The sequence below is a fragment of the Streptomyces sp. 378 genome, from assembly GCF_030124145.1.
In the GTDB taxonomy this organism is placed as follows: Bacteria; Actinomycetota; Actinomycetes; order Streptomycetales; family Streptomycetaceae; genus Streptomyces.
The window spans coordinates 271,363-283,761 of the sequence record NZ_JASKMS010000006.1 but is presented as its reverse complement, the minus strand read 5'-3'; the positions used below and the strand labels follow the sequence as shown (position 1 = coordinate 283,761).

The window sequence follows — 12,399 nt, the reverse complement described above, 5'->3', positions numbered from 1 at the left end:
CCCGTCGCGTCACCTCCATGTGGCCTGCTAGGCGCCGGTTCCGTCCGTTCCGTCGTCTTCGCCCTCGGCGCCGGCCTCGTCGCGGTCGCCCTCCGCCTGGGACGGGGTGGGACGCGGGGTCGTGTCCCGCTCGTCGTCGCGGTCGCCCTCGGCCTGAGACGGTGTGTGGTCGCTCATCGTGTTGCTCCTTGTGCGGTTGCCGGCTGCCGGGTACCCCGGTGGGGCCGGGAGCACCGGCCCCGCGCGCGGTACCACTGGCCGGCCAGCAGCACGGCCAGGACGAGTTCCGCCGCGTCACCGCCGTAGTACATGAGCTGCGAGGCGGCGTGCAGGTCGGCGGGGGTGTGGGCGGTGCCGGACGGGCCCGTGGCCCACAGGCTCTTCGCGAGGATCGCGTGGGCCGCGGAGGCGGCCAGCAAGGTGCCGCCCCGCACGGCCCAGCCGGGCCGGTGACGGATCGGGTCCACGGCGAGGAGCGCGAAGGTGAAGAGGGTGCCGGCGCCGAAGAGGTGGAGGTACACCAGCGGGTCGTGGTGGACGGCGGGCGGGAGTGGGGCCCGGTAGAGGAGCCACAGGCCGCCGATGTCCAGGACCGCGGCGACGGGTGGGAAGACGAGCGCCGTGACGAGGCGCGAACGGGTCAGCGAGACCAGGGCGCGGCGGCCGGGCGGCGGGAGGGTGCGCAGGGCCAGCGTGACCGGGCGGGACAGGACGACCGGCAGCGGGGCCACCATGCCGGCCGTCAGATGGGCGGCCGTGTGCGCGGTGAACGGCGGCAGCCACGCCCCCCACGGCACGGCGAACGCGGCCACGAGCAGTACCCCGCCCAGCCAGAACCCGGCGTCGCGGCGCACCGGCCAGCGATCCCCGCGGCGCCGCAGCCGGGCGGCGCAGGCCGTGTAGAGCAGACAGCCCACCAGGACGAGCACCGGCAGGGGAGCCGGGGTCGTCACCGCGCCCCCCTCCGCCGGCCGCGGCGTCCGGGGAGCGGACCGGCTGACGGGGGCAGGGCGGCGGTCATGTTCCGTGTCCCGGTGTGCGACCGAGGGCGGGCCCCGTGGCGGATCCGGTGTGGGGGTGGCGGGCCGTGTTCGTGGCGCGGGGCGGTGCGGAGGAACGGGCCGTCGCGGATTTTGGGGCGGGTGCGGCGGACCGTGTTCGCGGTGCGGGGCGGTGGGGAGGAACGGGCCCGTACCCCTGGCGGGTGGTCGGCTGATGGGGGCAGGGCGGCGGTCATGTTCCGTGTCCCGGTGTGCGGTCGGGGGCGCGCCCTGTGGCGGATCCGGTGTGGGGGCGGCGGGCCGTGTTCGTGGCGCGGGCCCGGGTGGAGGAACGGGCCCGGGTCCCTGGCGGGGTGGCAGGGGGCAGGGGCTCGGCGGCCGGGGGGCGGTGGCATCTCGCCCGTCCCTGGCCGCGGTCGCGGGGCGCGAAGCCCATGGCGTTCTCCTCGGCGGAGGCGGGCCGGAGCGGGCCGCCGGGTACCCGGGCCCTCCGGTGCGAAACCGGGGGCCTCCGGCCCCTCAGACCGCGCGGCGCCTCGCGACGGCCCTCTGCAACGCCGTGCGCAGCTCCGGCGACGGCGGCGGACCGTCCGCTTCCGCACTCGCCGTCACCGCCGCGGCGACATCCCGCAGCTTCGTGTTCGACAGCTGCGACGCCTCCCGCAGGATGTGCCACGCCTCGTCGGACGTACAGCCGTGGGTGGCCATGAGAATGCCCCGGGCCTGGTCGATGACCGGGCGCGAGGCGATGGCCTGGCGGAGCTGCTCGACCTCCTCCCGGAGCACGTGCAGACACTCCGCGCGTTCCAGGGCGACCGCCGAGGAGGCCGGAGCGGCCGGCGCCGACGCGGAGATCCGGCCGACGGCGTCCGGGCCGCTCAGCGGGTCGGTCGTGTCCAGGCCCGCCAGCTCCAGGATCCGGCGCGGCTGGCCGTTCCAGTTCGTCGCCGTCACCGTCCGCGACCACTGTCGGCCGTGGTCGGCCAGCACGTCCAGGAACTGCAGGCCGGCCGTGTCCATGAAATGCACGCCCCTCATGTCCAGCTCGACCCGGGTGACGGTGGCCGGCAGGTCGGCCAGGGTTCTGTCCAGGATCTCCGCACAGCCGTGGACGAGCTCGCCCCGCGGGGTGAGCTCGGCGCGGTCCGCGTCGACGCGGCCACAGATGACCAGGGTGTCCAGCCCTCCTGTGAGTCGCAGTGATGCCGCTGAGGTCATGTCACCGCCTTGTCGGTCCTCGTCGGTCGTGTTCGTCTCGCCGGCCTGAATGACGTCACTCGCCCCCGTGGAGGTCGGTGTGACGTGCGCCTGCCCGCCGTACGGCGTACTACACACGCTTCCGGGGAATGAGGTTGTCCCGTACGGGTACGAGCGCAGTGGTCCGCAAGAAGCGGGGGGAGAGGGGCTTGAACACTCGCCAGCAGGTGTCGGCGACCGGCCCGCGCGGACCTGTGCCGGGCTTGGCGGTGTTTCCGCTGGCCGGGCAGCAGGGCGTGAGGGCAGCCGGTGAGGTCGGCCTGACGACGCGTGCGATCTGGGAAGGCGTACTGGAGCAGGCTGTCCGTGAGGATGAGGACGTGTACTACTTGGAGCTGTCCGAGGTGACGTTCGTCGACGTCGCGGGTGCCGACGCGCTCGCGACGGCCGCCGGGCGGCTCCGGGACGGCCGGAAGTTCGTGGTGCGCCGGCCGCCGGCGGCGCTGCGACGCACGCTCGACCTGCTGTGGCCCGGCCAGACGGGGATCGAGGTGTCGACGTGACGACCGCCGCGGTGACCGAGCCCTTCGGGCCCCTCGATCCCTTCGCTCACCCGGCACTCTTCTACCGGGACGAGCAGGAGTATCTCGACGGCACCCTGCCCTTCGTGCACGCCGGCCTGGAGGCCGGCGAGCCGGTCGCCGTCGCCGTGCCCGGCAAGAGCCTCACCCTGATCAGGGACGCGCTGGGGGACGCCGCCGAGTCCGTGCGGCTCCTGGACATGCGCGAGGCGGGACGCAACCCCGGGCGGATCATCCCCGGCGTGCTGCGCGCCTTCGCCGACGCCCAGCCCGACGGCCGCCGGGTGCGGATCATCGGCGAGCCCGTCTGGGCGGGGCGCTCCGACACCGAGTACCCGGCCTGCGCCCAGCACGAGGCGCTCATCAACGCCGCCTTCCGGGGCCGTACGGCGACCATCCTGTGCCCGTACGACATCGCCCGGCTGCCCGAGCACTTCGTCGCCGACGCCTACGCCACCCACCCCACCGTCATCCACCCCGGCTCCGACGTCGCCCGGGAAAGCGACGCCTACGCCCCCGAGGACGTCGTCAGCCGCTACAACGAGCCGCTGGAGCCCGTGCGGGAGGCGCTGACGTTCGCCTTCGACTCCGACTCGCTCTCCCAGGCCCGGCACATGGCCGTCGGGGAGGGCGCGCGGCTCGGCCTCGTCGGCGTCAAGCGGGAGGACCTGGCCCTCGCCGCGGCCGAGCTCACCACCAACAGCGTGGTGCACGGCGGCGGTTCGGGTGTGCTGCGGCTGTGGGCCGAGGAGGGGTATGTGGTGTGCGAGGTCCGCGACGAGGGGCGGCTCGCGGACGTCCTGGCCGGACGCCGGCCCGTGCCCCGCGAGCAGCGCGGCGGGCGCGGGATGCTGCTGGTCAATCTGATCGCCGATCTGGTGCGGGTGCACCGGAGCGACAGCGGGACGACCGTGCGCTGCTGGTTCGCCCGCTGACCGGCCGCTGACGCTCAGGAGCCCAGCGGGTCCAGGGCCAGCGGCGCGATCCTGCCCTCCAGCATCGCGCCGAGACCCTGCACGGCGCACACGTCCGGGCGCTCGGCGATGTGCACCGGCATGCCGGTCGCCTGCCGCAGCATCTGGTCCAGGCCCGGCAGCAGGGCGCTGCCGCCGACCATCATGATCCCTCGGTCGGCGAGGTCGGCGACCAGGTCGGGCGGGCAGGCCCGCAGCACCTCGCCGATGCCGTCGAGGATCGCGGTGAGCGGTGTCTGGATGGCGTCCCGGACGGCCGCGGTGTCGACCTGGACGGAACGGGCCAGTCCCGTGGCGACGTCCCTGCCGTGGATCTCCGTGGAGGCCGGGCCCTGCGGGGTGAGGCCGTTGCCGGACAGGGCGAGTTGCAGCGGCCGGACCGACTGGCTCGGCAGCATCAGCTCGTGCTCGTGCCGCAGGTGCTGCACGATCGCCTGGTCGACGGCCTCGCCGCCCACCGGGATGCGTTCGGCGGTGACGATCGCGCCGAGCGACAGCACCGCCACCTGCGTGGCCGCCGCCCCGCACACCATGATCATGGTCGCCTCGGGATGCTCCACGGGCAGTCCGCAGCCGACGGCCGCGGCGATGAGGGTGTCGACCAGTTCCACCCGGCGGGCGCCCATGCCGACGAGTGTCTCGATGGCCGCGCGCTGGGCCAGCGGGTCGGCGTCGTGCGGGGTGCAGGCCGCCGCCCGCAGGATGGGCTTGCGGCGCAGCGCGCGGCGCATCTTGTCGCCCAGCAGGTGCCGCAGCATGCGCTGCGCCATCTCGATGTCGACGACGGTGCCGCCGGACACCGGCCGGACCACCCGGATGTAGTCGGGGGTGCGGCCCGTCATCTTCTCCGCGAGTTCGCCGACCGCGATCAGCGCCCCGGTCCGGGTGTTCACGGCGGCGGCGGACGGCTGGTCGACGACGAGACCCGCGCCCTTGACGTAGACGCGGGTGCGGGCCGCCCCGAGGTCGACGGCGAAGTGGCAGCGGCGCAACTGCTCCAGACTGGCGGTCATGGCAGGTCCTCCCGAGAGCACAGACCGTGGGGGGCCGCCAGGTGGCGGGCCTCGCGGGCGTGGGTCCGCCGGGTGGCGGGCCTCCTTCGCATGGTGCGCGGGAGCGGGCTCGGCCGCCTTTCCTGGGGGGCCGGGCGGGGCGCCGCCGAACGGGGGTATCGACCTCCGGTCACAGGGAGTGCGCGGCCTCCAGCAGGGGCGCGAGGGACGCCACCGTGGTCGCGCAGCCGGCCTCGCGCAGCCGCCGGTCGGTGGTGGTGTTCCGGGCCAGGCCGATGAAGCGCAGCCCGGCCCGCTGGGCGGCGGCGAGTTCGGCGAGCGTGGAACCGATGACCAGGCCGGTGGCGGCGGACCCCTCGCAGGAGTCGAGGGCGCGCAGCATGCAGTCCGGGTGCGGGGTGAGGAGCCCCAGGTCCTCGGCCCGCCCGTGGACCCCGGCCAGGGGCAGTGTGCCGTAGGGCCGCAGGTAGCGGGGCACGGCCTCGGCGCAGACGTCCGTGATGACACAGACGCGGCGGCCGGAGGCGTGCAGGGCGCGGATCAGGGGCGCGCAGTTGTGGGTCGCCGGCGCATGTGGCACCGCCTGGAGTTCGAGCGTGTCGAGACGCTCCCGCAGCAGCGGCCCGAGCGGGTCCCGCGCGAACGCCCGGAGGAGGTCCAGAGGGTGGGTGAACGTCTCCCGCACCGCGGCGGGCAGGGCCTGCCCCGGCTCACGGTGCTCGTCGACGAGGGCGAGCAGATCGCGTACGGCCTCGCGTGCGGTGGTCGCGGAGAACAGCCGGGCCATCGGGCCGTCGAAGCCGAGCAGGACCGTCTGGGTCTCGCCGAGGAGGTGGGGCAGCGGGCGCTGCGCGGGCGCGGCCCCGTGCGGTCCGGGCAGGGCGGCGCCCTCCGGGCCGAGCCGCACCGACGCCGTCACCGACAGCCCGGGCACCGGCCAGTGGCGCAGCCCGGCGTTGACCGCGCGCTGGGCGGCGCCGGCCCGGCGCAGCGGATGACGGCGGGTGATCCGGGCCGACTCCTCCAGCAGATGGCCGAGCAGCGGCTCGGACACCCGGCCGACCTCGGCCCGCACGAAGGCGACCGGGTCCTCCACGTGCCAGGACAGTTCGACCGCGGCGGTGAAGGCGCCCTTGCCGGAGCTGGGCAGGGAGACACGGTGGTGGGCCTGGTGCGGGGTGAGGTCCACCTCGTAGTAGGTCACGAGCCGCGGCGGCCCGTCGCCGTGCGGCCGGGCAGGGTCCAGGAGGGTCAGCGGGCCGTCGGGCCGGGTGTGGACGACGGCCGCGCGGCCCGGGGCCGGTACGCCCAGCCGGCGCAGGTCGTGGGTGATGAAGGGACCTTGCACCAGGTCGCGCGCCTCGGGCTCCGGCGCCGTTTCGGGGGACAGCGGGCAGTACCAGGCGACCGGCGGGGTGTCGGTGGCGCCGTCCTGGTAGAGCGGCTGGAAGCGCTGGGGGCCCTGGGCGGCCGAGCTGGCGGCGAACTGCTCGTAGACGGCAGGGGAGACGATGACCTGGATGCCGGCGGGCACGGGCGGCGGCCCGGGCGGCGGGGTGGGCCGGTCCCAGAACGTGACGGTCAGGGGCGGCGGGTCCACGAGCCCGGTGAGGACGTCGGGCAGGCCGCGCAGGACGGCGACCAGGACGGGCAGGAGGTAGGTGCCGGGTTCGGTGCGGACCTCGTAGCCGTTGCCGCGGACGCGTACGTCGAACCGGTGGGGGTCGAGCGCGCCGCGGGAGAGCATCTCGTGCACCGCGTACTCGAGGGTGATACGGGCCTCGGGGTGGCCGGTGAGCCCGTCGGCCTCGAAGAGGATCGTGGGGGCGCGGGCCCCGAGCCGGGACAGCAGGTCCGCCCTGAGGGTGCGCAGCCGGTCCCGGGCGGCTTCGGCGGCCGGGCCCGGGACGCCGTCGAGGGGCTCGCCGTACCAGAGGTCGAGGGCGCGCCGGCTGCCGCCGGTGCCGTCGGCGAGGAGTTGCTCGCAGTGCAGCACGTCGACGTACAGGTCAGGCGCGTGCAGGGCGTAGGAGCGCGAGAAGGAGATGAGGCGGTCGGGGGGCAGCACCTCGCGGACCTCCGCCGCCAGGCGTGCGAGGCGGGCGACGGCCTCGTTCGGTGGCGGGGGCTGCTCCCACAGGCCCGTGGCCAGCTCGTCGTGGGTGACGCGCCGTCCGTGGCGGAGGAGCAGCATGCACAGCAGGGCCTGGGCCGTCGGCGAGGGCTGCTCGATGTCCCGGGTGCCGTCGGTGACGCGCAGCGGGCCGAGCAGGCTGAAGGAGCGCGCCGGCGGCCACGGGGCTCCGGCGACGAGGCGGGCCGCGTAATCGGCGGCCTCGGGCAGCCGGTGCCGGTCGATCAGGCGGAGCAGTTCCTGGTGCTCGTCCGGGATCCGCGCGCCCGGGGCCAACTGCTTGAGCAGCCACCGGAACTCGGCGAGGTCCGACTCGGCGTCCTTGCCCGACGACTCCTCGCCCAGGGCGAACCGGCTCAGCAGCAGGGTGCCGTCGGGCCGCAGCAGCAGACCGGAGGGCCCGCGCTCCCCCCGGACCAGATCGTGCGCGTGCAGGGCCCGCAGCCCGGCCGTGCCCTGGCTCACGAGGGTGGCGAACACCCGGAAGGACAGGCCCGGCAGCACCTCGGACACCGTCAGACCGTCCACGAACTCCGTGACCAGGTACGGCGCGTCGTCCTCCACGCCGAAGTCGAGCACCCGCACGACATGCGGGTCGTCCACCCCGGCCAGCGCACCCGCCTGCTCCAGGAAGCGGTCGTGCGGGGCGGGACGGCCGCGGTAGCGGCGCACGATCACCTGCCGGTCCGTGCGGACGTCCCGGGCCCTGGACACCCGCCCGTTCCACCCGCGCCGCGCGCCCAGCCGGTACCGCCCGGCGAACAGTTCCTCCCCGCCCAGCCGCCGCACGGTCTCCCGGCTGACCGTCGCGAACGCCGGGCCCGTCCCGCCCGGCCCGCTGTCCGTCTCGGCCCGGAACTCCCCGGCCGCGAGTCCCGCGCGCTCGTCGATCAGGCCCCCGACCTGTGCGAGGAACTCCCGTGTCCGGCCACGCGCCGTACGGGGCAGGGAGCGCAGCAGCAACTCCCTCACGCCGGGCCGGAACGTATAGGAGCCGGGTGGGCCGGGGGCGGCGGTGAGCATGCCGCTGAGGATCACCTCGGCCAGGTGCTGGGGGCGCGGGTCGCGCTCCAGGGTGCGCTGGACCAGACGCATCACCGGGACCGAGGGGACCGCCAGCGCGAGGTGTCCGGCGAGACGGAAGGCCTCCGGGGACGCGGTCGCGCGAAAGCGCAGGACCAGGTCCTCGGGGGAGGACGTGGCGAGGTCGGGGGAGGGCTCGGCAGGGGGTGCGGGGGCGGGCGGCAGCCAGGCCGCCGCACCCGGCGTGCGGGCGCCGCCCGGGTCGGAGAGCAGGGCCGCCCAGTGGGCGAGCCATGGGGCGCCCGGTTCCAGGACCGGCAGCGGCAGGGCCCGGTCCGGGGGCGGTGACGCGTCGTACGGGGTGAAGGCGAGTGCCGCCGAGGGGGCCGCGGTGGACGGGGACGTCAGCAGGCCCGGCTCGGCGGGCAACGCCGTGGTGGACCAGAGGTGTTCGGGCAGCGGCTGGACCACGGCGAGCGGCATGCGGTGGGCCCAGTGCCGCAGCGTGCGGTACCAGCGGTCGCCCGCCTCGCCGGGGCGCCACTGCGGGCCCACGCAGTCGCTGACGACGAGGGTGACCGTACGGCCGTCGTCGAGGACGGGGACCTGACGGGCCCGCCCGTCGGGCGTGGCCGGGTGCAGGGTGACCGTGCGGAAAATGCCCGACTGGGCCAGGGCGGTGTGCAGTTCGCTCACCAGGGGGCGCCAGACCGGCATGGTGGGGCCGGTGTCGTGCACGAGGTTCAGGCGCAGCCAGCGGTCGGGCGCCGGGCGCAGCACGGGCAACCACACGTCCGGGTGGGCGCCGAGCCGTGCGATCCGGTCGGCCGTCGCCCGCTCGTCCAGCCGGCGCAGATGCGGGGAGGGCACCTTGCGCTGCAGCGGACGCAGCGCGCGCTGGAGTGCGAGGGGACGGGGGAGCATCAAAGGCGCGGGCGCGAGGAGGGGCGATCCGCCGCCGGGGTGGTGCCGCGGGCGGGCCGGGGAGCGCGGGGCGGGGAGGCGCAGGGGGACGCGGTCGGGGGCGGCCGTGACCCGGGCGGGGGGCTCGGCGGGCTGCGGCGGTACGGGGGCGGCGGGGGCTCGCTCTCCCGGGGCGGGAGACTCCTCCTCGACAGCCGGAGGCCGGGGATCGGGGGCCGGGCCGGTCTCGGCCGCCCCGGTCGGCGGCCCCAACCGGCCCGCCAGCCAGAGCAGTTCGGCGATCTCCCGGGGGGTCGGCGTGGCACCCGCCGCCGACAGGGCCGCCGCGAGCCGGGCGACCGGGGACGACCCGGGCCCGGCCTCAGAAGCCATCGCCGTCGGCGGTCGCGCTGAGGTACGGCATCAACTGCTCGGCGAGGTCGTCGCGGGACTCGGCGTCCAGCCCCGCGACTCCGGTGAGGTAGAGGGCGTTCAGCAGCTGGTCGGTGGCCAGTTCACCGCCGGAGGCCCGCTCCAGGAAGCGGGTGATCAGGCGGTCCGCGTCACCGTCCGGCGTGTCGAGGTGGGCCCGGACGATGTGGGTGAGCTGGTCCCGGTCGGGGCGGCGCAGTTTGAGCCGGACGCAGCGGCGCAGGAAGGCGGGCGGGAACTCGCGCTCCCCGTTGCTGGTCAGCACGACGAACGGAAAGGCCCGGCAGCGGACCCGGCCCTGCCGGACGGTGACCGGGGTGTCCGTGCCGTCGGCGAGGACCTCGGCCCCGCCGTCGCCGGAGTGCCGGGCCGCGCGGACCAGTTCCGGGATCTCGTACTGGCCCTCCTCCAGGACGTTCAGCAGGTCGTTCGGCAGGTCGAGGTCGCTCTTGTCGATCTCGTCGACGAGCAGCGCCCGGGGCCGGTCGTAGGGGAGCAGGGCCGTGCCGAGCGGGCCCAGTCGCAGGTGGTCCTCGACGCCCCCGGACCTGTCCGGCGCCTCCCGGGCCGCGTACAGCCGGGACAGCGGGTCGTACTGGTAGAGGCCGTCGGCCAGCGAGCTGCGGCTGGTGATGTTCCAGCGCAGCACCGGGCCGAGCCGCAGCTCGCGTGCCACCGCGTAGGCGAGGGAGGACTTGCCGGTGCCGGGCGGGCCGGTGACGAGCAGCGGCCGGCGCAGGCACAGCGCGGCGTTGACGAGCCGGACGCTCTCCTCGGTGGCGACGTACGTCTTCGCCCGGTGCACGCGGTCGGGGGAGACGGCCGTCGCGTCGTCGCCGTCGTGCGGCGGCGGCAGGGCGGGCCCGCCGTCGAAGGCCCGCCAGGGAGGCGGGGCGGGCAGGTCGTCGATGCCGTCGTGCGGCTCGTTCCGGCCGGTGTAGACGGACCAGTGCGGCATGGGGAGTGGTCTCGCTCTCCGTTTTCGTGCGGGTGTCTCTCGTACGCGTCGCGGGCGGGTGGGTCAGGCCACCGGCGACCTCGCGTGCGTCGCGGCGACGGCGTGCGGGTCGGCGAAGAGCCGCGGGTCGTCCCAGAGCAGCTGGATGCCGCGGGCCCAGTGGCCCTCCTCTGCGAGCGCCTCCTCGCGCAGGGCGAGGACGTGGCGCGGCAGTTCGGCGGGCGGTACGGCCGCTACGTGGGCGTCGAGCGCGTCCAGGAACGCCTTGCCGGTGCAGCCGTCCGCCCCGACGCACTCCTCCTGCCCGGAGCCGCAGCCGCCGCGCGACCACACGATCACCGGGGCCGGCGCGGCGAGCGAGACGTCGAAGTGGAGCCGGGTCCGCGAGGCCGCCGGGGCGGTGCCGAACCCGGCGAGGCAGGCGTCGCGCCGGCGCAGCCGCAACCGCAGCCGCCCGGGCTCCTCCGGCCCGCCGCACTCCACCCGGTGCATCCGCGCGCCCGGCCAGGAGTCGAGGCGCTTCCACGCCCGGGTCAGCACGTGCCGGGTGCTGGCCTTGCGGCGGGTGTGGTCGGTGACGACCAGTGGGTAGACGCAGCCGAGCGGGGTGTCGTCGTCCGGGGCGCTCTCCCAGCGGTCGACCGGCCAGTCCAGCCAGTCCCGGGGCAGCGCGAAGGCGACCAGCTCGTCCGCACCGGGCGTCAGATATCGGAAGGCCGCCTCGATGCCGTCCCGTACGAACGTGTGCAGCCGGTGCTGCTCGACCGTGCCGGAGGCCACCGGGTGCCGCCGCCCCCCGCTGTACGCGGACACCTCCACCCGGACCAGGCCGTCGCCCGCTCCGCTGTGCCCGAGCTCGACGAGGATCGGCGACCAGTCGGGCACCGACGGCTCCGCGGTCGGGGTGTGCAGCAGGTCCTGGAGCCGGTCGGCGAACCGGGTGACGGTCCGTGCGGCGCCCGGTCCGTCGAGTTCGCACAGCACGAACAGGGCCGCCGACCACAGCGAGTCGAAGCCCTCCTCGGGCGGCGGGGGATCGAACGGGTCGGCCGCCGCCGTGTACAGCCGCACCGGGTCGCAGTCGACGCCGGCGCGGGCCGCCTTCTCGACCAGGGCGCGCAGCCGGGCCCGGTCGGCACCGGTGTGGTCGGAGGTGGGGACCAGGCTCTCCAGATCCGGCCAGTAGCGGGCCATGACCTGGGTGGGCATCATCCGGCCGGTGCGCACGTCCCGGCTGACGGAGTCCGCGGTGACCATGCCGACGACCTCGCCGGTGTCGGCCAGGGTGACGGCGGCTCCGCTGAAACCGGGGGCCAGGGGCTGGCCGCCCGGCTGCCAGGCCTCCAGCTGGAGCCACTCCCGTCTGATCAACTGCGGTGCGGTGACGCGGTATTCGGCGAGGGTGCCCTCGTCGAAGCCGTCCGGGTAGCCGTAGACGACGAGTTTGCGGGCCGTCGTGCCGTGCGCCGCGTCGACCGGGGCCAGCGCGGCCGGGGCGATCGGCATCTCCCGGTCGAGTCGCAGCACGGCCAGGTCGCCGGGGTCGGTGACGCCGCCGCTCCAGCCGCCGTGCGCGACGACCCGGGCGGGGACGGGCGGGGTGCCGGGCCGCTCCGTGAAGGTCACCGCCAGGTCCTCGCCGTCGGCCACGACATGGGCGCACGTCAGCACCGTGTTCGGGGTGACCAGGAAACCCGCCCCGGCCACCCGGCCCCGTAACTCGACGCGGGCGTGCCACTCGGCGCTGCTCAGAGCGCTCACCGGTGCGCTGTCCATGGCGCCGTTCATGAGGTGGTGCCGGCCTCCGGGGCCGCCGGGGCTCCCGCCGCGGCTGCCGCTTCGGGGGTGGACGGGGACCAGGTCAGCTTGACCACCAAGTGGCCCTCGGCGGTGCCCTTGGCGATGAACGCGCCCGTCTCGGCGGCCAGTTTCACGCCGAACTCGATCTCCACGCCGTCGGGCCTCAGCGAGCCGTCCCGGAAGACGCGCAGCGCCGCCTCGGCCGCCGCACGCACTCCGTCCAGGGCGCCCTCGAAGGTGTGGGCCGCCCGGGCCGCGCCGTCGCCGCGGGAGACCAGGCGGGAGCCGGACCGCTCCTCCACCGCCTCGACCGCGACCACGGCGCCGTCACCGGTTCTGAACTCGACCAAGCCGTCCACGACACCCCCGTCGTCCGATTGCGC

At 75.7% G+C, this 12,399-nt stretch carries 10 protein-coding genes; 2 read left to right on the top strand and 8 right to left on the bottom strand.

The genetic code is table 11. The features are described from left to right. Positions 1-27: 27 nt before the first annotated feature. From QNO09_RS11680 to QNO09_RS11670, 3 genes are all read right to left on the bottom strand, one after another. Positions 28-177, bottom strand: a complete 150-nt coding sequence (locus tag QNO09_RS11680) for a hypothetical protein (protein WP_283970054.1) — start codon at positions 175-177, stop codon at positions 28-30. Next, on the bottom strand, positions 174-953 hold the full coding sequence (locus QNO09_RS11675) for a cytochrome c oxidase assembly protein (RefSeq protein WP_283970053.1): 780 nt from the start codon (positions 951-953) through the stop codon (positions 174-176). The genes QNO09_RS11680 and QNO09_RS11675 overlap by 4 nt, the downstream gene beginning before the upstream one ends. A 567-nt stretch (positions 954-1,520) precedes the next feature. After that, entirely contained in the window at positions 1,521-2,219 is a 699-nt protein-coding gene (locus QNO09_RS11670) for an ANTAR domain-containing protein (protein WP_283970052.1), read from the bottom strand. Positions 2,220-2,407: 188 nt separating this feature from the next. On the opposite strand from QNO09_RS11670, the gene QNO09_RS11665 reads away from it, so the two are divergent. Together QNO09_RS11665 and QNO09_RS11660 are read left to right on the top strand one after the other, a co-directional pair. Then, positions 2,408-2,761 (top strand): STAS domain-containing protein, encoded by a 354-nt coding sequence (locus QNO09_RS11665; RefSeq protein ID WP_283970051.1) that lies wholly within the window; start codon positions 2,408-2,410, stop codon positions 2,759-2,761. Then, the gene (locus QNO09_RS11660; protein WP_283970050.1) at positions 2,758-3,714 is read left to right on the top strand and encodes an anti-sigma factor RsbA family regulatory protein; all 957 of its coding nucleotides are present in this window, start codon (positions 2,758-2,760) and stop codon (positions 3,712-3,714) included. The genes QNO09_RS11665 and QNO09_RS11660 overlap by 4 nt, the downstream gene beginning before the upstream one ends. A 14-nt stretch (positions 3,715-3,728) precedes the next feature. On the opposite strand, the gene QNO09_RS11655 is transcribed toward QNO09_RS11660, so the two are convergent. The 5 genes from QNO09_RS11655 to QNO09_RS11635 form a co-directional block, all read right to left on the bottom strand. Then, complete coding sequence (locus QNO09_RS11655; RefSeq protein WP_283970049.1) at positions 3,729-4,766, bottom strand: rod shape-determining protein; 1,038 nt, start codon at positions 4,764-4,766, stop codon at positions 3,729-3,731. Positions 4,767-4,935: 169 nt separating this feature from the next. Further along, a complete protein-coding gene (locus tag QNO09_RS11650) occupies positions 4,936-9,219 on the bottom strand; it encodes an SAV_2336 N-terminal domain-related protein (protein ID WP_283970048.1) in 4,284 nt (1,427 codons plus the stop codon). After that, a complete protein-coding gene (locus QNO09_RS11645; RefSeq protein ID WP_283970047.1) occupies positions 9,209-10,216 on the bottom strand; it encodes an AAA family ATPase in 1,008 nt (335 codons plus the stop codon). The genes QNO09_RS11650 and QNO09_RS11645 overlap by 11 nt, the downstream gene beginning before the upstream one ends. A 63-nt stretch (positions 10,217-10,279) precedes the next feature. Then, positions 10,280-11,992: a VMAP-C domain-containing protein gene (locus QNO09_RS11640; RefSeq protein ID WP_283970046.1), complete on the bottom strand. Its 1,713-nt coding sequence runs from the start codon at positions 11,990-11,992 to the stop codon at positions 10,280-10,282. An 8-nt stretch (positions 11,993-12,000) separates the two neighbouring features. Beyond that, positions 12,001-12,375: a CU044_2847 family protein gene (locus QNO09_RS11635; protein ID WP_283970045.1), complete on the bottom strand. Its 375-nt coding sequence runs from the start codon at positions 12,373-12,375 to the stop codon at positions 12,001-12,003. Between the last annotated feature and the right edge of the window lie 24 nt (positions 12,376-12,399).

Bases quoted from the DNA above. Each gene is read 5' to 3' on its own strand.
- QNO09_RS11680 (WP_283970054.1), bottom strand. From the start codon at position 177: ATGAGCGACCACACACCGTCTCAGGCCGAGGGCGACCGCGACGACGAG.
- QNO09_RS11670 (WP_283970052.1), bottom strand. From the start codon at position 2,219: ATGACCTCAGCGGCATCACTGCGACTCACAGGAGGGCTGGACACCCTG.
- QNO09_RS11655 (WP_283970049.1), bottom strand. From the start codon at position 4,766: ATGACCGCCAGTCTGGAGCAGTTGCGCCGCTGCCACTTCGCCGTCGAC.
- QNO09_RS11650 (WP_283970048.1), bottom strand. From the start codon at position 9,219: ATGGCTTCTGAGGCCGGGCCCGGGTCGTCCCCGGTCGCCCGGCTCGCG.
- QNO09_RS11645 (WP_283970047.1), bottom strand. From the start codon at position 10,216: ATGCCGCACTGGTCCGTCTACACCGGCCGGAACGAGCCGCACGACGGC.
- QNO09_RS11640 (WP_283970046.1), bottom strand. From the start codon at position 11,992: ATGGACAGCGCACCGGTGAGCGCTCTGAGCAGCGCCGAGTGGCACGCC.